Here is a 21,973-nt window from a genome sequence, read left to right as displayed (position 1 = left end):
GGCGCAATGAAGAGGGATTATTCGACACCAACCGGAGCAAGCGAGCCCACAGAACACTCGTCACCAGGCGGGCCGTCAGCCGCCAAGGCTGCGGGGAAGGTTGGCTCAAAGGAGATCTTCGTTGCCGGTGAGCCCATTATGCTTCTCGAGCATACACCAGACTTTTCCCCTATGCGGCGTGTTGTGACCGGGCGCCGGAAGCGCCCGACTGGTGTGTTCTTCAGCCAAAAAGCCAAACGTCACCTGCAGTATGAATCCGGCGCCGAAAGAACCGGATTGCTCTTTGCGGAGTTCCGGGATGACGTCATAAACATGGCGACGCAGCCAGTTAAACTCAGCTGGCGGTCCAAGGGACATACCTATTGGTACACACCAGACAGGATTGAGTTCTGCGACGGTCCAACTCGTATCATTGAGGTGAAGTTCTCCCGAAATGACGTCGAAGAAGCTGATGTTGAACGATGGAGACAAGCCGCCAAAGGCTTTGAGGCGTTGGGATGGGAATTTCGCGTCGAGTTTGCAAGCGAGCTAAAACGCTCCTCGCGCTACGCCGCAGTATGCGAAATTGTGTACTATAGCTGCACACCAGTCAGCGAATCCCAAATCACACGCGTCTTGGCGTGTTTCGACACCCCTCGACGATGCCTGCGGCTCAAAGCCCTTGAATCCGCGCTTGGATCGCCGAGTCAGACCAAGGCGATAGTTGCAGCCCTCGTCGTTCGCCGCGTCTTGAAGATACGGCCGATCTCTCCCATTGGGCCAGATACGTTGGTCTGGCTGGGAAAGGGAGGGCGCTCATGAACGCAAGCCTCCGCATCACCGGCGATATCAGGCTTGACGATGTCCAGCTGGTTCGTGTTCAAGCGCCAAGTTTGACCTTCGTCACAACAGGGGGCGCCGGAACCACAACCACGGCCAGCCCATCCTGTTGCCTCGCGCCGGCGGCAACCAACCTCGCATTCCAAGCGGAACAACAAGCATTTCCCCCTGAAGCAATTGGCGGCTGGGTGGGGATTCGCGAACTCACCCGGCAGTTCTATTGCAGGGAGTTTGACGAGAGCCCAGTTCCATTGAGCGACAAAAAGCTGCGCCGCTTCATAGAATCCGTCCGAGATAAGGGCCCGGCGGGCCACGCGGTTCCCTCGCCCGGTTCAGTACGGCGTTGGGTGAAACATCGCGGCACGCCTGGTGATCGAAAGATCGCGTTCATGCGGGACAATCAAGTGCGTGGAGCGACCGGCCCTCGATTGCATGACGAAGTCGAGGTTTACCTCAATCGCTTTGTGACTGAACACTACGAATCTCCGCGTCGGAAACCCACGCGCACTGTAGAAGAAATCTGCGTCGCGATTCACAACCACAATGTCGCGTCCACCCCCCACGGCTGCGCGCCTCTTCAATGTCCGTCTCAATCGACGATCCTTCGGCGAATTCGGGCCGGCAAGAACGCAAAAAGTTTGGAGCAAAAATTCGGAGCCCAAAAGGCGGCTCCATATGTTCCGGTACGCGGGAGTCTCAAAGCCGATAGGCCGATGGAAATCGTCGAGATCGACCACACGAGCCTCGATATCCACCTCAAAGACGAGGAAACCGGACTTACTTGGGGCCGCCCGACACTTTGCGTTGCGCTGGATGTAGCGACGAGGTCCGTTGTATCTTTCAACTTGAACATTCGGGCGCCTTCCATTGAGACGCTGCGTGGCGTAATGCGCCAGATGGTTCGCCCCAAGCAAGACTGGCTGGACCGACACTCACTCACTGGCAATCCTTGGCCTATGCACGGCCTCCCCCGGCAACTGCTCATGGACAATGGCATCGAGGGCGTGGGCCCATCCTTCAAGGGCGCATGTGAAAATCATGCGATCGAAATCCACTTCGCACCGGTCGCCACGCCGCAGTACAAGGGAGCCGTCGAGCGCTTCTTTAGGACGCTAAACGAATTCATTCACGAACTTGACGGGGGCATACCTGCAAACCCTGTTGAATTGAGAAAACGGCGTTTTGATCCGGAAAAAGACGCGATCTTCACACTGCGGCAACTCGAACGCCTTGTTACGGATTTCATCACCAAAGTGTACCATCGGCGCAAGCATGCGGCATTGGATGGCCGTTGCCCAAACGAGGTTTGGGCAACGTTGGTCGAGCACTCCCCCCAACCCCAAGCCGAGAACTTTGATCACATCGACTGTTCATTTGGCATCCTGGAACAGCGCAAGCTTGGTCGCCAGGGCATCCGGATTGACCATCTCCAATATAATGGACCGGCCTTGTCGGGACTTCTTGAAGACCTCCTGTCCGAGGCCGGCCCCTCGACGTCTGCGGCCACCAGTGTGCTCGTCGATGTTCGGGTCACACCAGACGACATGGGGTCGGTCGCCGTCTTCAATGCGAAGAGAAATTCCTATGTGAAGCTGCCATGCACTGAGCAAGCCTACGCATCAGGTCTGCCCAGATCTGTCCATCAGGAAATCCTCAAGGTCCGGTCTAACCGCGAAATGGATGCTCTCAGCGGCGTCAGTTTGGCACGCGCCAAACGAGAGGTGTTCGACGACGCGGAAAAGATGTCCCAGGAAAACCGTCGCCGAAACCGAAAGACCGGCCTGACGAAGCTTAGAAACAATAGGGCCAGTTTGACTGGCGGAAGCTCCGCAGCGGTAGGGCGGGAACAGCCGGATCCGCAAGCTTTTGAGGAATTTGATCCAAAAAATTGGAGGGAAAAATGATGACACCAAGCCACCGAAAAATTGCTGATATGAACGCAAAAATTAGCAAAGTCTTTGTGCCGACCGCACGCACCCAACAGGTGGAGAGTATTTTTGGTGAATTGATCGCCGAAAGCCGTGACAGGTCAGGAGATCACTCGAGTGTCCTGATCGTTGGCCCGTCGCAGTCTGGCAAGACCACAAGCATCGTCAAAGCAACGGAGAAACTTGAGTCCACCCTTCCCGGCCAAGTTCCTATTCTGCACGTGACGCTGCCCGCTGATGTCACGCGAAAATCCATGATCGAATGCATCTTCACCGCCGCTGCAAATCGTGGGTTTCACAATTTCAATAAGTTGAGCGGGAATGAGTACCGATATCAGCAACGCGCATTCACGTTGCTGGAGAACCTGGACACGCTTCTCTTGATTCTGGATGAGTGCCATCACATTCGCGGGGCACGCGACGCGGTTAGAGCCGTGCAGGTAGGAGAATTGGTCAAGACTTTCCTGATTGAAGGGCCATGTCCCTTGGTGCTTGCAGGTGTCGGAGAGGCGGCGAAAAACCCCTACCAGACAAACGAACAATTGATGTTGCGCTCAAGGCCATTTGTCGAGCTTGCACCGCTCCAGCTCACTAACCCGGCAGACCGCGCTCTCTTCGGAAAGATGTTCACTGAGTTTTTTGACGAGCTGGAGCGGTTGCAGATCGCAGAGAACGTCCGCGAGTTCCAGAAAGCTGAGTTTAAGTCATGCCTCTTTCAAGCTGCTGACGGAGTGGTTGGCCAAGCAATCCGACTGGTACGTGAAGCGTTCCGGCAGATGATAATTGCAGAACGTGCAGTTCTGCGAATCTCTGATTTTGAGACGGCAAGTGATGGCATCCTTCTGACGAGCGAGAAGCAACGCATCAATCACTTCTCCAAATTGAGCGCTTCAGGATTTACCCAATGAGCTTGTCCGAGGAAGCGTATCATCAGGTTCGACTGCCCGGTCACCCGGCACCGTTTGCTGACGAAGACCTCAATAGCTTGCTCTTCCGTGCCGGCATGTTGAACCAGGTACAAGACGTTGGCGCGCTGAGGGGCATGCTGGGCTTCGATGGAGGCGGACTTTCTCCGAAAGCCCAACTTGACCAAGTCGCATTCGCGCTCGGACTCTCACCGGAGGAAGTGGATTTTCGCTGGGTCCGGGATGCATGTAATGCAGGGCGCCCGGGATTCGTTCATTGGTTCGGAACCTTCCTTCCCAAGGAACTCGTGCGGGTGCAGAATCGACGCTTTCCTGCAAGCTCTATCCCTATCACCCACACCCCGTCATTCTGGCTGTTGGAGGTCGCGTCTCATTGCCCGCATTCTCTAATATCCTTGACCAATGATTGCCCGCAGTGTGGCAGGAAGCAGCCATGGAACAAAGCGGCGAGCTTTGACGAGTGCGCCTATCAAGAGTGCAGGGCACCGCTAGGCGTAAATCAGCCTGAGTTGCTGTCCGAGGGTCTGGCATCTGACTACCACAACGCCTTCTGCTTGGTCGATCCAGATGTATCAAAGCGCAACTCCAAGCGTTTGACGCTACCTGGCGAGTTTCACGATTGGGATGCCGGCGACGTGTTCATGGCGGTGCTCGGATTTGCTGGCGCAAAGCGTGGCCTTGAACGTGCTCAAGCTGGCCGCAAGGATCCATTCAAGGGCGGACGCGAATATCGAAATCTGACGGCAGGCCATATTGCATTCGGATTTCACGCTCTAGCCAATTGGGACGAATCTCTGGTGGAACTGTTTGAAACCTTTCAGCGGACAGTGGGAACGCCGCGGTATCGCGAGGGCATCGCTTCGATGGAGGCCTACCTCACGCAGGGCGGCAAACAGGACCGAATCAAGGGCCTCGTAGAGGCTACGGCCCCCAAAGCGATCAGGAGGTCAGGAACAGCATTCTATGCTGTGACCGGGTCGGCAACGCTCAACAGTGCCCGTTCAGGCCTTATCTCGGTGGGCGACGCGAGGTCAAAGTACCGGATCGACAATCGAACCCTGCAACGCCTTGTACCTGCCGGCCGGTGCTTTCACGCGCAGAGTATTAGCAGCGGCGGCGCCGTCTTGTTTGATGAAGCGAAACTAGAAGCCGTGGTTTACCGCTATCGACAGTCCGTTGATTACGTGCGTGCCGCAAAGTCACTGGGCGTGCCGTCGTTTGTCATTCCGGCCATGGTCCGGGCTGGCCTTCTGGAGGATGTCCAATGCTCGGATGTTGCACTTCTGACGTCGAACAAGCCTGTCCTCGAAAGTTCATCACTGGAGCTACTAAGATCCCAACTCACGGGAACGAACGGGAGGCGCAAGGCCGAGTATATACCGCTTCAGTCATTGATGGCTTGGGTGGTTTCACCGGCAGTCTGGGTGGCGCTTTGCGAGGCGATTATTAGAGCAGAACTGCAGCCCAACAGGGTCTCCGAAACGCCCGGCCTTCCGCCGCTTGAACGATTGGGATTGCCGAAGAAGGTCTTCGCCAACTGGATCAAGAGCCAGCCGGGTACAGGTCATGCGGATTGGGGCTGTATTGAAGCCACCAAGTCGGATGCCAGGCTCGTCCTGAACACCAATGACAATGCCATAAGGGCAGCCATCAGCATGGAGTTTCTCGAACCCATCAAGGCCCGACAAGAAAAGATACAATTTTCCAGCCTAGAGGAGTTCGCAAAGAATTGGATATCCTGCGAAACGGTTGCGTCCTGGGAGGGTGAATCCCCAATGACTTGGTTCCGAAGGTTCGAAGCGCAGAAGCTCCCAAAACTCCAGCTTTCGATCGCCGGTCAAAAGCCCTACCTCACCCTCTTCTGCCGTCCGAGCGTCCAGCATTATTGTGACAGCACCAGAGCTTCTAGGTCTGCGCTCAGTCATATCTAGGCTTCAGCAATCAGACCGTTGGGTCGGCGTTTCGTTTCGGCAAGCGAATCCAAGGACACCATGCGCGCTCCATGCCTGTCGGCCTTCAGAGTTTTCTTGCAAATGCGGCAGGTTGTGGTAAGGTGAAAATTCGCGGCGGTGCCGCCTTTTCCCTAAATCCGAATCTTTCAAGGAGTCTCTTATGGAGATTGCGCACTACGTCATGTGTGACGAACAGGTCATGCTGACTCAATTGAGCTTGAGCGGTCAACTCGATCTCGAAACTCGCGGAAACCCGGCTTGGCGCATGGGTAAGGCAATATCGGCTGGCGATGCCTTCCCCGCCATCGTCAATATTGGCGGGCGTTTGGAAAAACGCATGCTTCCGATCCTGAACAATGCTGAGCCGGTGAGCATTGCAGACCCTGACAATATGCGAGATTGGCCGCAGGCAAACAGGGCTCTGATCCCACTGATGGGATACCGATTCAAAGTGGTAACTTCGACGGGCACCCCGCAGTACTATCTGGTCAGATCCAGCGACGACATGGATGTTCTGTTCGTTGCAGCGTATTGGCAAGCTTCGAGCGATCGGCGGCAAATTGTGTCGGTACGGGCCGTTTACACGGGCGCGGTTGGTGGTCGCAGTGAACTTGTGTCCTCAGAACCATTGGTCATGTTGGCCAACAGCGCCGGAGCTTGGCTGTTTCCGGAAGGGTGGGCTGTTCCGGCTTCGGCAAATACGAAGCTCAAACATTCAGAGTATCGGCGCGAATTGGTGAGCGCGTAGCCACACGGGCGCCGCCTCACCGAGTTGAGTGCGGCAGTAAGGCTATTTGTTAGACTGAGCGGAAACTACTCGGACTTGCCCAGCCTCAAGCTCAATTGACGCGCTATGTGGGATGTGACGGCGCTTCGCCAGTCAGCGCCATCCCCAATCTTTTCCGCGTTTGATGCGGGCGGGGCGCGTGCCAGACAGGTCAATCGTGCCGACGCTGGCGTTATCGCGACACACCAACCAAAGATGCCGCAGCCGTCTGTCATCGGCGGGACAGGAAAGCCCCCGCGTACTTGATATTCGTCTGTTCCCCCATAACCCGATCTCTGTAGGGGGCCGGCGGCCAGCCGCTAGCTAAGAGCGCCGGGCGGGCGGGGGCCAAACCTGACGGGTCAAAGATTCGGCCCGGATCGCTCGTCGTTGTAGCAGTGGCACATCAGGTCTTTGTGGGAGCAACCATTCGGGGCTCCCACAAAGACCTCGACCGTCAAACTCAGCCGGATTTTCCGTTGGGGCAACCCGGGTTGGGGCCGTCGGATCGGTCAGTGACCACGATAGCGGCATCGAGATCCCTCAGAAGCTTCTCCGGTGGTACCAAATAGCTGTCGCACAAAGTCGGAGCCTCTCCGGCGCTATTACTTCGACGTTTCTCGTTCAGTGAGGTCTGCCCCTTGCCGGGAACCCGCCGATTTACTGGCGCCTGCGCTGGTTTCGCGACCGCGTGTCAACTGAATCCACGGCAGATCCTGGCGAAAATGAGGGAAAGCCCACCTTCCGGGCGTAGTCCCCGTGTGAACACACGAGAGGACCACGCTATGAGTGAACAGCCATCCCGTCAAGGTCCGCGCGTTGTGCCGCTTGGCCTGACCCTGTCCAGCTTTCTGCTGGTCACCTACCTGCTCTGCATCATTTTCGGCCTGATCGCGCCGGGACAATTTCACATGCACGAGGCCTGGGCGCCGCTACTGCCCGGCTTCGAGTGGCTGACACCGCAGGGCGTCTTGTTCGGCGCCATCGGTTCGTTTCTTTACGGCTGGTACACCGCGGTCCTGTTCGTCCCGCTCTACCGGCTGTTTCATCGCTGACACAGAATGGCGGGCTCGCGATGACTGCACGGATGGCCATTAGAAGGGCCATATTCAGCCATGATGATCCGCCGCGCCGGGCTCTTCATGCTCCCGGCATCCAGCAAGGTAGAATTTTTCGAATGCAAATATGCCGAGAATTCCGGCCGCGGAGATTGCGATAATCGCCGGATCGCTCATGGCCTTCATGGCCAGGAAGGCCCCCAACGCGACGAGATCAAACAGAATGGCGCTGATCAGCACGGCAGGATTCGCGCCCACATCCTCGCGCAAGCGGCGCAGAACACCCCAGTGGATGATCACGTCCATAACCAGATAGAAAATCGCCCCCATCGAGGCGATGCGGCCCAGATCAAAGAAGGCCGCCAGCGCGCCCGCCGCGACAACGGTATAAACCAGCGTATGGGTCTGAATATTGCCCGGCATGCCGAAATGCCTGTGCGGGATCAGCTTCATTTCGGTCAACATGGCAATCATGCGCGAGACCGCGAAAACACTGGCAATCACCCCGGAGGCTGTCGCGATTATGGCAATGGCGACGGTAAACCAGACGCCGGCATCCCCGAAGGCCGGACGGGCGGCTTCGGCCAGGGAGTAATCACGTGCGGCGGCAATCTCGTTGATCGATAGTGTTGATCCAACGGCGAAAGCGACCAGCAGGTAGACGACAACACAGATCGCCAAGGAGATCATTATCGCCCAACCGACATTTCGCTTCGGGTTTTTCAACTCACCGCCGCTATTGGTGATGGTTGTGAAGCCCTTGAAGGCGAGGATGGCCAGGGCGACGCCGGCGAGAAATCCGGTGACTGAGGTCGGGGCGGCAATGGCAGCTGTGGCGGGTTGATAGCTGAACCCAGCGGCCCAGAGGATGAGTACGGCGAAGACGAGAATGCCGCCAATCTTGGCAATCGCCGCAAGCTTGGAGAGCCCTCCGATGACCCGGTTGCCGGCAATATTGACCAGGAAAGCAAAGACGATCAGGCCCAATGCCAGGACCGGAATCAGCACTTCGGTTCTTCCCACGTCGAACAGGCGCAGCACGTAGGTGGCGAAGGTCCGGGCCACCAGGCTCTCATTGATGATCATCGAGAAGGCCATCAGCATGGCCGCGCCGCCGGTGATCGTTGCCGGCCCATAGGCCTTGTGCAGGATCATGGCGATCCCTCCGGCCGAGGGATATTTGTTGGACACCTTGATATAGGTATAGGCGCTGAACCCGCTGATCACCGCGGCCAACAGGAAGGCCAATGGGAAGAGCGGCCCGGAAAGCTCTGCGACCTGACCGGTGAGCGCGAATATGCCCGCACCGATCATGACGCCAGTACCCATGGCGACAGCACCCGCCAGGGTCAGGCTATTCACTTTGTATTGGCTGGACACTTCGGAGCCTTTTTCATCTGGCGGCGCGACGGCGGCAAATGCCGGGCTGATCCGGACGCCGGACAATGCAGGAACCCGGCGCTGGAAACCGGGGGTGTGGCGGCAAAGGGCGCTGCGCCCCTGGCCTGCGGTCTATCGACCCGGATCAAGATCAGCGGCGATTGCCACCATGCCCCCATTTGGCTGTCCCGCTAGTGCGGTTGGGAGGTTTCGCCATGCTGGTGACCGGCATCATCCGCGTCGGTGGCGGGTTCGTGCTGGCGCATCGCGCCGGCGCCAGCGTGGTGCATGGTGTCGCCCTCCTCGCCATGAGCCGCTTGCATCATGATATGGCATTGCGACATGCGCTCGCGCATGGCCTCGGACATACCCTCCATGCCCGACATGGCCGGCGCATCAGCCGCGGCGTCATTGGCTGCATGGCGTTCCATCATCTCGTGATGCATCGACCGACAATCTTCCATGGTCGGCATGGAGGTGGCCCCTTCCTCGGTCATCGCGCCGTGGTCATGCTCCTGAGCCCAGGCGGCACCGCCCACCAAACTTACACTGGCTGAGGCGATCAACGTAATAACGAGTGACTTCATGGTTATTCTCCTTGGATCAGTTTTGGCTTGCCCCGTCGGGATCGTTTCGGGGGCCGCGCATTCGATGCAAGGATTACGGTCCGGGCCGGCTCAGCCCTCACGCGAGAGCTGCGTTTTTAGAGACTTGCGGGCGCGATAGACCCGGACCTCAACGGCTTTCGCTGACATATCCATCACCGCGCCGATTTCCTCATGAGACATGCCCTCCATGGCCGAGAGCAGCAAGGGCGTTCGAAGCCCCTCGGGAAGGGCCCGGATCAGGCGCTCGACCTGTGAAAGCTCATCGCGGTCCGCGACTTCGCGTTCCGGATCCGGTGCCTGCGAGGCCATGCGGTCATATTGATCATCAACGCCCACCCAGCGCAGGGCAGTGCGGCGGCGATGGTGATCGCGCGCCTTGTTGCGTGCAATGACGAAGGCCCAGGCGAGAAAAGGGCGGCCGGTATCATACCGGTCCAGCGAGCGGAACAGCGCCACGAAGGTCTCTTGGGCGATATCAGAGGCATCTGCCCGGTTGCTGACTTGATGCGAAAGGAAGCGAAAAATTGCGTCCTGATGCCGGCGGATCAACTGGCCAAAGGCCGCATTGTCACCTGATCGGGCGCGGTCCGCCAGATCGGCATCGGACACGGCAGGCCCATTGCCGCTCTCAGCTTTCGACATCGAGCGCTCGCGCGAGATGTCTGTCGAACTCGACGCGTTGGTCCGGGTCGAGTTCGGCGCGCATGGCCAGGATGTGGCTGAGTGTCTCAAGCTGCAAATCGCCCATCGCCCGATGAATATTCGCCGCAGCGCGTGTGACGTCTTCCGAGAGCGCTTGGTCGCGCAGCAACGCCACGGCCAGAGCCTGGCGCGCACTGCTCATCCGCGCCTCGTCATTGGAACGTTGAACCGAAAACTCACGCTCCAGCATGGCGATTGCCACTTCTTGCTGTTGCGACAGGACGAGGTCTTCATGAACGAGATTGTGGAAACTCGCCTCATCGGCAGCGCCGCCCCCAAGAAAAGTGAGCCCAAGCCAAACGCCGAGAAACCCGCCAATCAACCCCAAAGCCGTTGCGACAAGACCGGTGCGAACCATCAGTGCCGAGCCTCCTGAGAATCCATCTTCGAAGCAAGCAGATAGGATGAGTTCGCGCGGAACACATCCAACTCATCATGGGATTGCGGAGTCGACATCGCCGCCCCCGAAATGCCGCCGATCACCAAAGCGAGAGCCGCCGGCGCTGCCCGCCAGGCGATGGCGGGTGCCAGTTTGCACCAGCCGGCCATCATGCGCTCCGGCCAGTTCGAACTCTGCCGGATTTTGCGCCAGACATTGGATTCGAACACGTCCGGTTGCGGCAAGGTGGGCCGGCCTTTTAGTTCCCGAAGGCGCCGGTCAAGCTCGTTATCGTCCATGAATACGCCCTCTCCTCAAGATGTGTGCAAATGCCGGATGCGCCAGCCGGCAGCGGTCCGGGACAGTATCGCAGTTCCGTGTCCGTCGCGCGTGCGGTCTCCGCCGCGAACCGAGTATTCCATGCGGATATCGAAGGTCGCGACCGCCATGTCGTGATCAACCCGAACCGAATATCCTGACCAGTCGTAAACCTGAAAGTTGACATCCTCCGAGGCAAATTCCGGCGCCAGGTGATGGTCGCGATAATTTGACCAGCCAATATCCTCTCCTGCCCCTTCAAATATCGTGAAATCATCACCGTCGGCGAGGACCCAGGGATCTGCAGCACTGGCATCCTCGGCCGCCAGCGCGGTCGAATAAGACTCCAGCACCGCGCTGACATCCGCAGGTTCATCAGCCGAAGCGAAGTCTGCGCCGAACAGGACGACCGCACCGGCCGCCATCATTTTATAGGTGTTCATGATCACATCTCCATCAAATGGGTAACGCCGCCATGCGCCAGCGAACCGCCAAGAAAGCCGTTGATTGCCACCGCTGCGGCAGCCGTAAACAAGCTCAAATTCAACACGAGGGCGGAACCGCTACTCGAGCTCTTCCGATGCCATTCGACTGCAGCTACGACGCCGAACAGTCCCAATGTCAGGGATGAGCCGATCCAGCGATGCGCCAGCATGATACCGGCCTCGCCGCTCGCCATCGGCCCGGCATGTGCCCAGCCCAGCAGGCCCGCCGCCAGGCCACCAAACGCGCCTGCCCAGACCAGAAACCGGACTGTGTCTGCATTGGAAATCCGCATACCGGCCAGATTGAGCGCCTGAGCCAAAGCGGCGGCCAGGATCAATGCGATCGGAAAATGTACCAGAAGCGGATGATATACGCCCAACTCTTCTATGGCCTTTTCCAAAGGCGTGTTCGCACCATTATCACCCCAGTGACTATGTCCGCCCTCTGCACCATGGCCGTCCGGCGCCTCGGCTCCATGCGCATTCGGTGCGGCTTCGTTGTGATGTCCTTCCTCCGTCGCCGCACCATGTTCATGCGGGACCGAATCATCATGGCTCCGCGGCATGACAGGCTCATCTTGATCGGCGGCAGCGGCTGGGCTGCTGTCCTGGTGCGCGGAAGCTGCGCCGTGGTCATGAGGCGCAGCCTGCTCGTGGAGCGACGCATTCATGGTCGCGGCAGGAATTTCTTCGGTTGCGGCCACCGGAGCGGCGGCGGCCGACTGATCAACGGCGACCGCGGCGTCTGTGTGTTCCTCGGGCGGATGCGCCCATGCCGGTTGAGTCGAGGCCAGCGCCAAGCCGGCCGCAGCCAAGGCCAACATCAGGCTACGCAACACAATCATGCTCCACTCCTCCGGACAATCGCGGAGGTATTACGCGCCATTTTGCCACGCCCCTCAATTCGGGTGCAGCGGGGCCGGCATGACAATCCCGACCCGCGGTCAACCCAATCTCGGCTGGAAGCCTGGGCCGGTCCATCGGCGACACGGCCCATGAACCGGCTCCAGAGTCCTTCTAACCCTCGCTCGGCACGCCTCCAGACTGTGGCAATTGCCGCTGCCGCCGGCGCAGCTCAATTGTCTGCCAGATCAAAAATGCCGCCGGGATCACCAGCAAGGTCAACACGGTCGCGCTGATCATGCCGCCAACCATTGGCGCCGCGATGCGTCGCATCACTTCGGAGCCGGTGCCGCTGCCGAGCATGATCGGCAGCAGGCCGGCGATGATCACGGCAACCGTCATCATGATCGGGCGGACGCGCAGCAGGGCGCCCTCGGTCACTGCGGCGGTGAGATCGTCCGGTCTCAGCTCACGCCCCTCATCCGCGGCAAGTTTTCGGCGGTCTGCCAGGGCGTGCTCGAGATAGAGGATCATCAGCACGCCAATTTCCACCGACACCCCGGCCAGGGCAATGAAGCCGACGCCAACCGCGACCGACATGTTGTAGCCGAGCAGGTCGAGCAGCCAGATGCCACCGACCAGGGCGAGCGGTAGCGTGCCGATGATCAGCAGAACCGGGATCAGGCGGCGGAAATTGAGGAAGAGCAACAGCACAATGATGACCAGGGTCACCGGCACCACCACGGCCAGCTTCGCCTTGGCCCGCTCCATGAACTCATACTGTCCCGACCAGCGGATCGAATAACCCGGCGGCAAATCGAGCTGATCCGACAACGTACGTTGGGCTCCGGCGACATAAGTGCCGATATCGACTCCGGCAATATCGACATAGACCCAGCCATTCAGTCGCGCATTCTCGCTGCGGATGACACCGGGCCCGGCACCAATCGAAATATCGGCAATACGACCGAGCGGAATCTGGGCGCCACCCGGCGTAATCACCGGAAGGGATCTGAGTTGATCCGGCGAACCGCGATAATCGCTCGGATAGCGGATATTGACCGGATAACGCTCCTGCCCCTCGACGCTCTCGGTCACCGTCATACCGCCAATCGCGGTGCGAATGACATCATGGACATCGGCGACATTGAGGCCAAAGCGGGCGGCCTCGAGACGGTCGAGGTCAATATCGACGAAGCGCCCACCGGTGACCCGTTCGGCATAGACCGAAGCGGTACCGGGAACGCCCGCGATAATGTCCTCGATCTCCTGTCCGATCTCGGCGATGACGGCCAGGTCAGGCCCGGCGATCTTGATCCCGACCGGCGTCTTGATCCCCGTTGCCAGCATGTCGATCCGGGCCCGGATCGGCATCACCCAGGCATTGGTCAGGCTGGGAATATCGACGAGTGCATTCAGCTCTGCGCGAATGCTGTCCATCGTCACGCCCGGGCGCCATTCCTCGCGCGGCCGCAACTGGATCGTGGTTTCGATCATCGACATTGGTGCCGGATCTGTAGCCGTGTCGGCGCGGCCGGCCTTGCCGTAAACAGTCAGCACTTCAGGCACCGTCATGATCAGGCGATTGGTCTGCTGCAGCAGCTCGGCCATCCGGCCCGCCGAAGCGGCCGGGTAGGCACTCGGCATGTAGAGAATATCGCCCTCATCCAGATCCGGCATGAATTCGCTGCCCATGCGCGACAATGGCACCGCCGAACTGGCCAGAACCAGCACGGCCAGACCGATCATCGCCCAGGGACGCGCCATGACCAGATTGATGAAGGGGCGATAGCCCGCGATCAGGATCCGGTTGACCGGATTCTTGTGCTCCGGCGTGATCTTGCCACGAATGAAGATGCCCATCAGCACCGGCACCAACGTCACCGACAGACCCGCTGCCGCTGCCATCGCATAGGTTTTGGTGAAGGCGAGCGGGTGAAACAGCCGCCCCTCTTGGGCTTCCAGGGCGAAGATCGGCACGAAGCTGAAAGTGATGATCAATAGCGAAAAGAACAGGGCCGGCCCGACTTCGGATGCGGCATCGCCGACAATGCGCCAGCGGTTCTCCGGCGTCAGCGGTTCTCGTTCGATATGCTTGTGCAGGTTTTCGATCATCACGATGGCCGCATCGACCATCGCCCCGACCGCAATCGCGATGCCGCCGAGCGACATGATATTGGCGTTGATGCCCTGGGCGTTCATCACCACAAAAGCGGCCAATACACCCAAGGGCAGGCTGAACACGATCACCAGCGAGGAGCGGATGTGAAACAGGAAAATCACGCACACCAGCGCAACGACGATAAATTCCTCGATCAGTTTCTCGCTCAGGGATTCAACGGCGCGGTCAATCAGGCCAGCCCGGTTATAGGTCGTCACGATCTCGACGCCGTCAGGCAGTGAACCGCGCAATTCATCGAGCCGGTGCTCGACCCGTTCGATGGTCGCCTGGGCGTTCTCGCCATAGCGCATGATGATGACGGCGCCGACCGCTTCGCCTTCACCATTCAACTCGCCAAGCCCGCGGCGCAATTCCGGCCCGAGCCGGATATCGGCCACGTCTGAGAGCAGGATCGGCGTACCGGCCTCGCTGAGGCCGAGCGGGATGTTTTCGAGATCCGAAATGCCTTCGATATAACCCGAGGCGCGCACCATGTACTCAGCTTCGGCCATTTCGATGACGCGGCCGCCGCTCTCCTGGTTGCCGCGCTGAATCGCCGTGCGCAGATGCGACAAGGGGATGCCATAGGCGCGCAGGCGGTCGGGATCGGCCACCACCTGATATTGCCGCACCATCCCGCCAATGGAGGCGACTTCCGAAACACCCTCAATGGTCTGCAATTCGAACTTCAGGAACCAGTCCTGGATCGAGCGCAATTGGGCCAAATCATGCTGACCCGTGCGGTCCACCAGTGCATATTGGTAGATCCAGCCAACCCCGGTCGCGTCTGGGCCCAACTCCGGTGAGGCGCTCGCGGGCAGGCGCGGCGCGACCTGGCTGAGATATTCCAGGACCCGCGAACGGGCCCAGTAGAGATCCGTCCCGTCCTCGAAGATGATGTAGACATAGCTGTCATTGAAAAAGGAATAGCCCCGGACCGTCACCGCGCCGGGCACGGCCAGCATCGCGGTTGTAAGCGGATAGGTGACCTGGTCTTCCACCACTTGCGGTGACTGTCCGGGATAGGTGGTCTTGATGATCACCTGGACATCGGACAGGTCGGGAATGGCGTCCAGCGGCGTGCGCGACAGGGAATATGTGCCGTAGCCGGCCAGCAAGACGGCGAGGATGAGGACGATCATGCGGTTGGTGATCGACCATCGGATGAGGGCCGCGATCATGGCTGCTCTCCATCAGTCGCAGCTGGCGTCTCGATAGAGCCAACCCGCCAGTCCGCCTCCCCGGCGTCCACCAGTGTAAATTCGACACTCGCGCCGGGTTCGATGCCCGACAGGTCGACGCCTGACACAGCATTGAACATCGTCGTGCCCGCGGCGCGGGCGAGTTCGGGAATGGCCGGGTGTTCGATTTCGATCATGCCATGGCCAGCCATGAGCGATAGAACGGTACCGCTCGTGCGAATATCCATCGGCACATCATCCCCCGGTGGTACCGGTTCGTGGATTACCGCGCCTGGAGGGCTCATGCGGAGCATTGCGCCCTGAATACTGGCTTCGGAATCGAGCAGAAACTGGCTCGACACGACGATCCGCTCGCCGGCGGCGAGGCCGGAAAGCACCTCCACCATGCCGCCGGATTCGGCGCCGGTGACGATGCTGGCGGGACGGAAACGCCCGTCCCCCTCTGCCAGGATCACCCGTTCTGAACGACCGGTCCGGATGACCGCCTCGAGCGGGATTTGCAGCACATTGGCGCGCCGCTCGGTCTCGATTGCGACATTGAGATACATGTCGGGCCGCAAGGCGCCGTCGGCATTGTCCAGCCGGATCCGCACCGGCACGGAGCGGGTTTGCGGATTGACGGTCGGGTAGACATATTCAACTTCGCCGACCCATTGCCGGCCTGGCAGGGAACGCGTCTCCAACCGGGCCTGGTCACCTGTCTGGACGCGCTGTGCATCGTCCTCAAACACATCGGCTATTACCCAGACCGTCCCCAGATCGCTGATTGTCATCAGCTGGCCGCCGGGGCGGACGAAGGCGCCATTTCGGATGCCGATCGCGATGACGGTGCCGTCCTGCGGCGCCCGAATGGCCACGGTACGACCGGCACTGCCGCGCCGTCCCAATTGGGCGATCTGGTCGGCATCCATGCCCAACGCAACAAGGCGCGATCGCGCCGCCTGCAGCAGGGATTCCCGCCCGATCTGAACTGCCTGGAGATATTCGGACTGGGCCGTGGCGATGGCCGGGGCGTAGAGTTCCAGCACCACTTGCCCCCGGGTCACACGATCGCCGATCGCCGAGACGGGCAGGTGCTCGATCCAGCCCTCGGCACGGACATCAAGCATCGATGTCAGACCATCGACAGGCCTGACATAACCGACCGTGGACAGGGTCCGGTGGAAGCGGCCGCGAATGACCACATCCGTCCGCACCCCGATATTATTCGCAACAGAGGGGTTGATGCGGATGGCACCGTCGTCCGAGGCGGTATCATCGCTCTCATAAACCGGGACCAGATCCATCCCCATTGGCGATTTGCCTGGGTTATCGCTGCGAAAACTCGGATCCATAGGCGCGGCCCAGTAGAGCACGCGGGGTCCATCCGCGACATCCGGCTGCCCGGAGCCGGAGCCGAGCACAGACATCAGGCCGGCGCCGGCGATGAGACCAACAAGCAGCAGGCCCAGTGCGGTGACAAGGTTTCGTGTATTCATGACGGATCTCCGACGAGAAACATGAGCCGGGCCTGGATTTTCAGGAGATCGACCTGGGTTCGGTAAAGGGCAAGTTCGTTATCGAGCAGTGCCAGTTCGGCGCGGACCAGTTCGGCAAAATCAGCCCGCTCATTGCCATAGGCGAGCAGGACGGCTTCCTCCGTCTCGCGCGAACGCGGCAGCACCTCCGTCCTGTAGAGCGCGGCATGCTCGGTCAATTGCCGCAAGCTCGCATCGCTGGCGACCAGCTCGCGACTCAGATCCAGCAGGGCCGCATCCCGGTTGAGCACCTCCGCCTCGCGCAGGCTGCGGGCCGCGGCGACGCCGGCATCCTGACCGCTATGGCTGAACAGCGGCATTTCGACTCCGACGCCGACCGAAGCCAGATCGGAGCGGCTTTCGCGCAGGCCGTAGCCGGCTTCCAGCGAAAATCCGGGTCGGTAGCGCTGCTGTGCCAGTTCGACGCCGCGATCGCGGGCCGAAATCCGCGCGTCCAGGATGGCGATGGCCGGATGGCGGACCAATTGCGCCCGCATCGCATCGAGCACTCCCGGCGGCGGCAGAATCGGCCATTGCGGCGTCAAGGCACGCGTCGCGGCCTGGTCGCCGAGATAGCGTCCGAGATCGGCCCGTGCGACCGCGCGATTGCGCTCGATCTCCACCAGGCGAGTGGTCAGCACCCGGGTTTCCAGATCGATCCGGATAACATCATGGCTGTTGCGGTCTCCGGCGGCAAAACTGGCCGAGGCGATCTCGCCCAGCTGTTCGAGCGCAGTCCGACGTTCGGCGATCAAGCTTGCAGCCCGCTCCCAGAAATAGAGTTCCAGCCAAGCTTCACGGACGCTCAAACGGATGCGCCGGGCTTCCAGCGCTCCGGCGGCGCGAGCCGAACGCGCTTCCCACTCGCGAATTTCGCGCGACAGGCGTTGGGTGTCGCCGCGTGGGAACATCTGACGAATGCTGACCTGCGCCTGGGTCATGCCCTCACGATTGCGATCAAAATCGCTCAGGCGAACGCCCGCCAACCCAACTCTCAGCATTGGATCGGGCAGCGCCGCATCGGCGATACCCTGACTGTCGAGCGCTTCGGCGCGGGCCTGCCAGACCTCGACCGAGGGCTCTTCGGCCTCGCTGGCCAGCAGCACAGCTTCGGGCAGTGACAGGGGGTAGTCCTGGGCCTCGGCAAGACCTGCGACGCCGAATACAAGCGCCGTCATGGCCAGACGGGCCATCGCGGTATGGAACATCAATGTCTCCAATTCACTGAAACAAGCACGAAAATCCGCTCGAGGCGGCGGCTGTCGTCAGATCTTTGGAGGCTGTTTGGGTATGGGGAGGGCAATATTGCGTGGACGGCTGGACGTTATCTGGCCGCGCGTCTCGAAGCCCGGCCCCGGCGTGGCGAGATGATACCCGTCCAGTGTCCCGGCTGCCGTTGAACTCGCTGCTATCGAACAATCCGGCGAGGAGCAGTCGCGGTCACTGCCGCAGGCCAAGTCCATCTGCATACAGTCGACTGGCATCGGCGCGTTCATTTCGGCATCGTGCGGACAGCATGCCTGCATGACGATTGAGGCATCGATGGACGGTGCTGCCAGCGAGGGGCCAGCCAGCATCGCCCAAGTCACAGCCAGCGCGGCAAAAAGAGTCACGAAACCCCTCGCCCAGCCGCCTTGCCTGTGATGTCGTCCGAGCATGCCTGTCCCGCCTCATATGACCTCTTCAACGAGGCCGTCTATCGAGAATACGCAAACAGTGTCCGTATCCCTCAGTCTTTTGCAATCCGTCGAAAGGTCACAGGCCTAGAGCCGGTCTCCGGCAAACCAAGGCGCCTCCATATTTTCCTGAGGGGGCCAGCGGTCCGTCGCGTAATCTCATGACATCAAACTGCCGGGGAGTTGATCGATGCAGTATCCAGCACAGCTTCCCGGCCTGACCCGCATCCGCTTTTTCGCAGCGATTTGGGTGGTCTTTTATCACTGGCGGGCGCCGTGGGTGGTTGATGTAGACGCCGCAACCAATCTTTTTGCGATGGGCCGTTTTGGGGTCGATCTGTTTTTCATCCTGTCGGGCTTCGTTTTGACCCACGTCTATGTCGCGTCCCGCGAAACCGGTGATTTCCATTTCGGGCGTTTTATCTTGGCGCGGTTCGCCCGCATCTATCCACTGCACCTAGCCACCTTGGCGTTTCTCGCCGTGGTGGCCGTCGCCGCGACGCAGCTGGGCGCCCCCTTCGATCCGGATCGCTTCCCGATCGCCGATTTACCCGCTCAATTGTTGATGATCCATGCTTGGGGTTTTGCGCCTCAACTCGGCTGGAATGGCCCTTCCTGGTCGATCAGCGCGGAATGGTTCGCCTATCTCGCCTTTCCGGCCTATCTGATGATTGCAATCCGGCTGAAGCAGCGACCGTGGATGTTGGTGATCATCGCCACCGCGCTCTTTTTCGCGCTCGATCAGGTGCATTTGCGCTTGTTCGGCGAGACGCTGCCGATGGCGACCGAGCGTTTCGGTGTTATCCGCATCATCCCGGAATTTTTGATGGGTGCAGCACTTTATCGGCTCGGGCAGCGCTACTCCCTGTCCAAAACGGTCGCAAGGATCGGGCTCGCCGCCGCAATCATCGTCTATCTGGCCGCGGCCCACTGGGCTTGGGATGATCGCGTCATCGCCCTTTTGGGCGCGCCGCTCATTTTTCTTCTGGCCGAGCTGGACCGCCATGCGGTCGCCCGAACCAAGTCCGATATATTGAGCTATCTCGGCGATATCTCCTACGCGATCTACATGATCCACGTGCCGTTTTTCATGGTCGCATTCAATGTGCTCCAAGATGTGTTCGGCCTGATCGATGAAACAATGTCGACCGGCGTGTTCATCGTCCTGTTCGCGCTCATGATCATTGCATCAAGCGCGACCTATCAATGGCTTGAGCGACCTGCCAGATCCGGCATCCGGAAACTGGGCAATCGTGTTTTCGGGGCGCCAACCCACAAGCCCTCGAGCCGCTGACTGGCAATCCGTTCCTGGGCACAGGCCAGTCGGTCCGATCTCGTTCGCCGTTATCGTGCCCGCTCCGGGGGCAGGTGGGTGGTCGCAGACTTGATTCGGTGCTGAGGGAATAGCCGGCCGGCTGCGTAACCCGGAGAATATCTCGAGGGGCGAACCGATTTCTGCACTGAGAACCATCGGCCAGGCCTATTCAGGCCACGACAACCGGTTAACGCCCCTGCGCCTAGGCTTGGCAGCTGCGGTTCTGGTTGAGCACGCCATCATCGTCACGCATGGGCCCGAATTACCGCCCCCGCTGATGATCAACGGCTGGTCGCTCAGCTATGCTGCGGTGAACGCGTTTTTTATCCTCAGCGGATTTTTGATCGCAGACAGTCTGGAGCACCGGGCCAATGTGTTCATCTATGCGGCGTCGCGCGCGCTTCGGATCCTGCCTGCCTTGGTGCTGCTTTCACTGACGGCGACCCTGGTCATCGGTCCGGTGGTGACCAGCCTGGAGGCGGCGGAGTATTGGACGCGTTCACAAACTTGGCTTTACCCGGTTCAGGTGTTGGGCTTTCTCGATACGGAACATGGCCCCGCCGGGGTGTATGCCGACCTGCCCAGAGCGGGTGAGTTCTCCGCCACTTTGTGGACGTTGCGCTATGAAGTGATCGCCTATCTGGCGGCTGCCATCGTGTTTTTCACGCCAATTCCGTGGGGGCGATGGTCTCATCTCGTTTTGTTCGCTCTCGCCTCCGCGGCTTTTTTGGCGCTCACCTTGTTCTGGGTGGAAGCGCCGGCCGTGATCATGAGCGCTGCGCGCCTGTCGGCAGCCTTCACTCTGGGAATGGTGATCCACGGTTGGCGCGACTACTTGCCTCTCGCTCCGGGGGTCGCGGTGGTCGGCTTGCCGCTCTGGCTTCTGTCCGGCGCCGCGCCTTGGGCCGAGCATTTCATGAATATCACGCTCGCTTCGGCCTTGTTCTGGATAGCCTTTGCCCGGCTGGGCGGGTTGCCGACCGCGTCGCGCATTCCTGACTGGTCCTATGGCATCTATATCTGGCATTACCCAGTTATGCAGACCGTACTGTTTTTCCATCCGTCAGCGCCGCCGCTGCTGATTGGCCTGATCGCGGTGCCTGTAACTGGCATTCTCGCTGAGCTATCCTGGAGCTGGGTTGAAAAACCAAGCCTCGGTTACAAAGCGACGTTCGGCCATTGGATGCAATCCGTCTGGGCTGGCAGCAGAATAGCTGAATCGGTCACCAAGGGGAGCAAGAATGATTAATCGTCGACAAGCGCTTTGGGGAGGGATTGTGATCGCCGGCAACTCTGTCCTGATGGCGTGCACTGCGCAGGCACAAACCCCAATCCTCGTCTACAAATCGCCCGCATGCGGGTGCTGCAATGCTTGGATTAGCCATCTACGCGATAGCGGATTTAACGTTGAACCGCGTGATCTGGACGATATGACAACAATCAAGCGACGCTATGACGTGCCACAGGGAATGTGGTCATGCCACACCGCGGTCGTCGAGAACTACGTCGTTGAAGGTCATGTTCCTGCTGCGGAAATCACTCGTATGCTCGCAGAGCGGCCACCCATTCGCGGCCTTGCCGTGCCAGGCATGCCGGCTGGGTCGCCCGGCATGGAAGTCGATGGCTATTCGCAGGCCTATACGGTGTGGTCCTTCAGCGAGGCCGGCAGCGCCGCCTTCGCGGAATATGGCTGAAGGGAAGAACTGAGCCACGTTAAACCGGAAGCCGAGTTCGTGCATACGATGTGTTGGGCCAGGAGGGTTGCGGCGCCGTTGATGGGGGCGGATGACGGCATTGGCGCTGGCGCATGAACCGCTTCCAGCGCCGGATCTAGAGGTTTGTGCCGCCGTTGGGATTGCCCCTAGAGTTCACAATTTGCACGCTGGCGTATTGCGCCTGTTTTCGCTCGCACACTTTGACTATGAGATCATCTTAAGG

The 21,973-nt window shown here is 59.8% G+C and carries 19 protein-coding genes; 9 read left to right on the top strand and 10 right to left on the bottom strand.

The window, feature by feature from the left end; translation table 11 throughout:
- Window positions 1-6: 6 nt before the first annotated feature.
- The 6 genes from ACN0YL_RS05645 to ACN0YL_RS05620 all read left to right on the top strand — a co-directional run bounded on the left by ACN0YL_RS05645 (window position 7) and on the right by ACN0YL_RS05620 (window position 7,446).
- Window positions 7-801 (top strand): hypothetical protein, encoded by a 795-nt coding sequence (locus ACN0YL_RS05645; RefSeq protein WP_417497318.1) that lies wholly within the window; start codon window positions 7-9, stop codon window positions 799-801.
- Window positions 798-2,723: a Mu transposase C-terminal domain-containing protein gene (locus ACN0YL_RS05640; RefSeq protein WP_417490325.1), complete on the top strand. Its 1,926-nt coding sequence runs from the start codon at window positions 798-800 to the stop codon at window positions 2,721-2,723. Before ACN0YL_RS05645 ends, ACN0YL_RS05640 begins: the two co-directional genes overlap by 4 nt.
- Entirely contained in the window at window positions 2,720-3,655 is a 936-nt protein-coding gene (locus ACN0YL_RS05635; RefSeq protein ID WP_417490324.1) for an ATP-binding protein, read from the top strand. Before ACN0YL_RS05640 ends, ACN0YL_RS05635 begins: the two co-directional genes overlap by 4 nt.
- Window positions 3,652-5,604 (top strand): hypothetical protein, encoded by a 1,953-nt coding sequence (locus tag ACN0YL_RS05630; RefSeq protein ID WP_417497317.1) that lies wholly within the window; start codon window positions 3,652-3,654, stop codon window positions 5,602-5,604. Before ACN0YL_RS05635 ends, ACN0YL_RS05630 begins: the two co-directional genes overlap by 4 nt.
- A gap of 181 nt (window positions 5,605-5,785) precedes the next feature.
- Entirely contained in the window at window positions 5,786-6,373 is a 588-nt protein-coding gene (locus tag ACN0YL_RS05625; RefSeq protein ID WP_417490322.1) for a hypothetical protein, read from the top strand.
- Between the two features lie 803 nt (window positions 6,374-7,176).
- Window positions 7,177-7,446, top strand: coding sequence for a DUF5676 family membrane protein (locus ACN0YL_RS05620; RefSeq protein ID WP_417490321.1), 270 nt, complete (start codon window positions 7,177-7,179; stop codon window positions 7,444-7,446).
- Between the two features lie 54 nt (window positions 7,447-7,500).
- On the opposite strand, the gene ACN0YL_RS05615 is transcribed toward ACN0YL_RS05620, so the two are convergent.
- The 10 genes from ACN0YL_RS05615 to ACN0YL_RS05570 all read right to left on the bottom strand — a co-directional run bounded on the left by ACN0YL_RS05615 (window position 7,501) and on the right by ACN0YL_RS05570 (window position 18,252).
- The gene (locus ACN0YL_RS05615) at window positions 7,501-8,811 is read right to left on the bottom strand and encodes an APC family permease (protein ID WP_417490320.1); all 1,311 of its coding nucleotides are present in this window, start codon (window positions 8,809-8,811) and stop codon (window positions 7,501-7,503) included.
- A 209-nt stretch (window positions 8,812-9,020) separates the two neighbouring features.
- On the bottom strand, window positions 9,021-9,416 hold the full coding sequence (locus ACN0YL_RS05610) for a hypothetical protein (protein ID WP_417490319.1): 396 nt from the start codon (window positions 9,414-9,416) through the stop codon (window positions 9,021-9,023).
- Window positions 9,417-9,506: 90 nt separating this feature from the next.
- Window positions 9,507-10,079 (bottom strand): RNA polymerase sigma factor, encoded by a 573-nt coding sequence (locus tag ACN0YL_RS05605; RefSeq protein WP_417490318.1) that lies wholly within the window; start codon window positions 10,077-10,079, stop codon window positions 9,507-9,509.
- Window positions 10,066-10,497, bottom strand: coding sequence for a periplasmic heavy metal sensor (locus ACN0YL_RS05600; protein WP_417490317.1), 432 nt, complete (start codon window positions 10,495-10,497; stop codon window positions 10,066-10,068). Before ACN0YL_RS05600 ends, ACN0YL_RS05605 begins: the two co-directional genes overlap by 14 nt.
- On the bottom strand, window positions 10,497-10,817 hold the full coding sequence (locus tag ACN0YL_RS05595) for a hypothetical protein (RefSeq protein ID WP_417490316.1): 321 nt from the start codon (window positions 10,815-10,817) through the stop codon (window positions 10,497-10,499). The genes ACN0YL_RS05600 and ACN0YL_RS05595 overlap by 1 nt, the downstream gene beginning before the upstream one ends.
- A gap of 15 nt (window positions 10,818-10,832) precedes the next feature.
- Window positions 10,833-11,279, bottom strand: a complete 447-nt coding sequence (locus ACN0YL_RS05590) for a nuclear transport factor 2 family protein (protein ID WP_417490315.1) — start codon at window positions 11,277-11,279, stop codon at window positions 10,833-10,835.
- A 2-nt stretch (window positions 11,280-11,281) separates the two neighbouring features.
- The gene (locus ACN0YL_RS05585) at window positions 11,282-12,166 is read right to left on the bottom strand and encodes a DUF2231 domain-containing protein (protein ID WP_417490314.1); all 885 of its coding nucleotides are present in this window, start codon (window positions 12,164-12,166) and stop codon (window positions 11,282-11,284) included.
- 172 nt (window positions 12,167-12,338) lie between these two features.
- Window positions 12,339-15,506: an efflux RND transporter permease subunit gene (locus tag ACN0YL_RS05580; protein WP_417490313.1), complete on the bottom strand. Its 3,168-nt coding sequence runs from the start codon at window positions 15,504-15,506 to the stop codon at window positions 12,339-12,341.
- Window positions 15,503-17,005, bottom strand: a complete 1,503-nt coding sequence (locus ACN0YL_RS05575; RefSeq protein ID WP_417490312.1) for an efflux RND transporter periplasmic adaptor subunit — start codon at window positions 17,003-17,005, stop codon at window positions 15,503-15,505. Before ACN0YL_RS05575 ends, ACN0YL_RS05580 begins: the two co-directional genes overlap by 4 nt.
- Window positions 17,002-18,252: a TolC family protein gene (locus ACN0YL_RS05570; protein ID WP_417490311.1), complete on the bottom strand. Its 1,251-nt coding sequence runs from the start codon at window positions 18,250-18,252 to the stop codon at window positions 17,002-17,004. The genes ACN0YL_RS05575 and ACN0YL_RS05570 overlap by 4 nt, the downstream gene beginning before the upstream one ends.
- 658 nt (window positions 18,253-18,910) lie before the next feature.
- Here ACN0YL_RS05570 and ACN0YL_RS05565 point away from each other — a divergent pair.
- From ACN0YL_RS05565 to ACN0YL_RS05555, 3 genes are all read left to right on the top strand, one after another.
- Window positions 18,911-20,014, top strand: coding sequence for an acyltransferase family protein (locus tag ACN0YL_RS05565; protein ID WP_417497316.1), 1,104 nt, complete (start codon window positions 18,911-18,913; stop codon window positions 20,012-20,014).
- A gap of 229 nt (window positions 20,015-20,243) precedes the next feature.
- A complete protein-coding gene (locus tag ACN0YL_RS05560; protein WP_417481368.1) occupies window positions 20,244-21,284 on the top strand; it encodes an acyltransferase family protein in 1,041 nt (346 codons plus the stop codon).
- On the top strand, window positions 21,277-21,729 hold the full coding sequence (locus ACN0YL_RS05555) for a DUF411 domain-containing protein (protein WP_417481367.1): 453 nt from the start codon (window positions 21,277-21,279) through the stop codon (window positions 21,727-21,729). Before ACN0YL_RS05560 ends, ACN0YL_RS05555 begins: the two co-directional genes overlap by 8 nt.
- Window positions 21,730-21,973 lie beyond the last annotated feature (244 nt).

Source organism: Maricaulis sp. (assembly GCF_048269565.1).
Taxonomy (GTDB): domain Bacteria; phylum Pseudomonadota; class Alphaproteobacteria; order Caulobacterales; family Maricaulaceae; genus Maricaulis.
The sequence above is the reverse complement of the archived record's forward strand: the minus strand, read 5'-3'. Positions and strand labels throughout refer to the sequence as shown.

Coding starts and splice junctions, on each gene's coding strand:
- ACN0YL_RS05645 (WP_417497318.1), top strand. CDS start 7: ATGAAGAGGGATTATTCGACACCAACCGGAGCAAGCGAGCCCACAGAA.
- ACN0YL_RS05640 (WP_417490325.1), top strand. CDS start 798: ATGAACGCAAGCCTCCGCATCACCGGCGATATCAGGCTTGACGATGTC.
- ACN0YL_RS05635 (WP_417490324.1), top strand. CDS start 2,720: ATGATGACACCAAGCCACCGAAAAATTGCTGATATGAACGCAAAAATT.
- ACN0YL_RS05630 (WP_417497317.1), top strand. CDS start 3,652: ATGAGCTTGTCCGAGGAAGCGTATCATCAGGTTCGACTGCCCGGTCAC.
- ACN0YL_RS05625 (WP_417490322.1), top strand. CDS start 5,786: ATGGAGATTGCGCACTACGTCATGTGTGACGAACAGGTCATGCTGACT.
- ACN0YL_RS05620 (WP_417490321.1), top strand. CDS start 7,177: ATGAGTGAACAGCCATCCCGTCAAGGTCCGCGCGTTGTGCCGCTTGGC.
- ACN0YL_RS05610 (WP_417490319.1), bottom strand. CDS start 9,416: ATGAAGTCACTCGTTATTACGTTGATCGCCTCAGCCAGTGTAAGTTTG.
- ACN0YL_RS05605 (WP_417490318.1), bottom strand. CDS start 10,079: ATGTCGAAAGCTGAGAGCGGCAATGGGCCTGCCGTGTCCGATGCCGAT.
- ACN0YL_RS05600 (WP_417490317.1), bottom strand. CDS start 10,497: ATGGTTCGCACCGGTCTTGTCGCAACGGCTTTGGGGTTGATTGGCGGG.
- ACN0YL_RS05595 (WP_417490316.1), bottom strand. CDS start 10,817: ATGGACGATAACGAGCTTGACCGGCGCCTTCGGGAACTAAAAGGCCGG.
- ACN0YL_RS05590 (WP_417490315.1), bottom strand. CDS start 11,279: ATGAACACCTATAAAATGATGGCGGCCGGTGCGGTCGTCCTGTTCGGC.
- ACN0YL_RS05585 (WP_417490314.1), bottom strand. CDS start 12,166: ATGATTGTGTTGCGTAGCCTGATGTTGGCCTTGGCTGCGGCCGGCTTG.
- ACN0YL_RS05580 (WP_417490313.1), bottom strand. CDS start 15,506: ATGATCGCGGCCCTCATCCGATGGTCGATCACCAACCGCATGATCGTC.
- ACN0YL_RS05575 (WP_417490312.1), bottom strand. CDS start 17,005: ATGAATACACGAAACCTTGTCACCGCACTGGGCCTGCTGCTTGTTGGT.
- ACN0YL_RS05570 (WP_417490311.1), bottom strand. CDS start 18,252: ATGTTCCATACCGCGATGGCCCGTCTGGCCATGACGGCGCTTGTATTC.
- ACN0YL_RS05565 (WP_417497316.1), top strand. CDS start 18,911: ATGCAGTATCCAGCACAGCTTCCCGGCCTGACCCGCATCCGCTTTTTC.
- ACN0YL_RS05555 (WP_417481367.1), top strand. CDS start 21,277: ATGATTAATCGTCGACAAGCGCTTTGGGGAGGGATTGTGATCGCCGGC.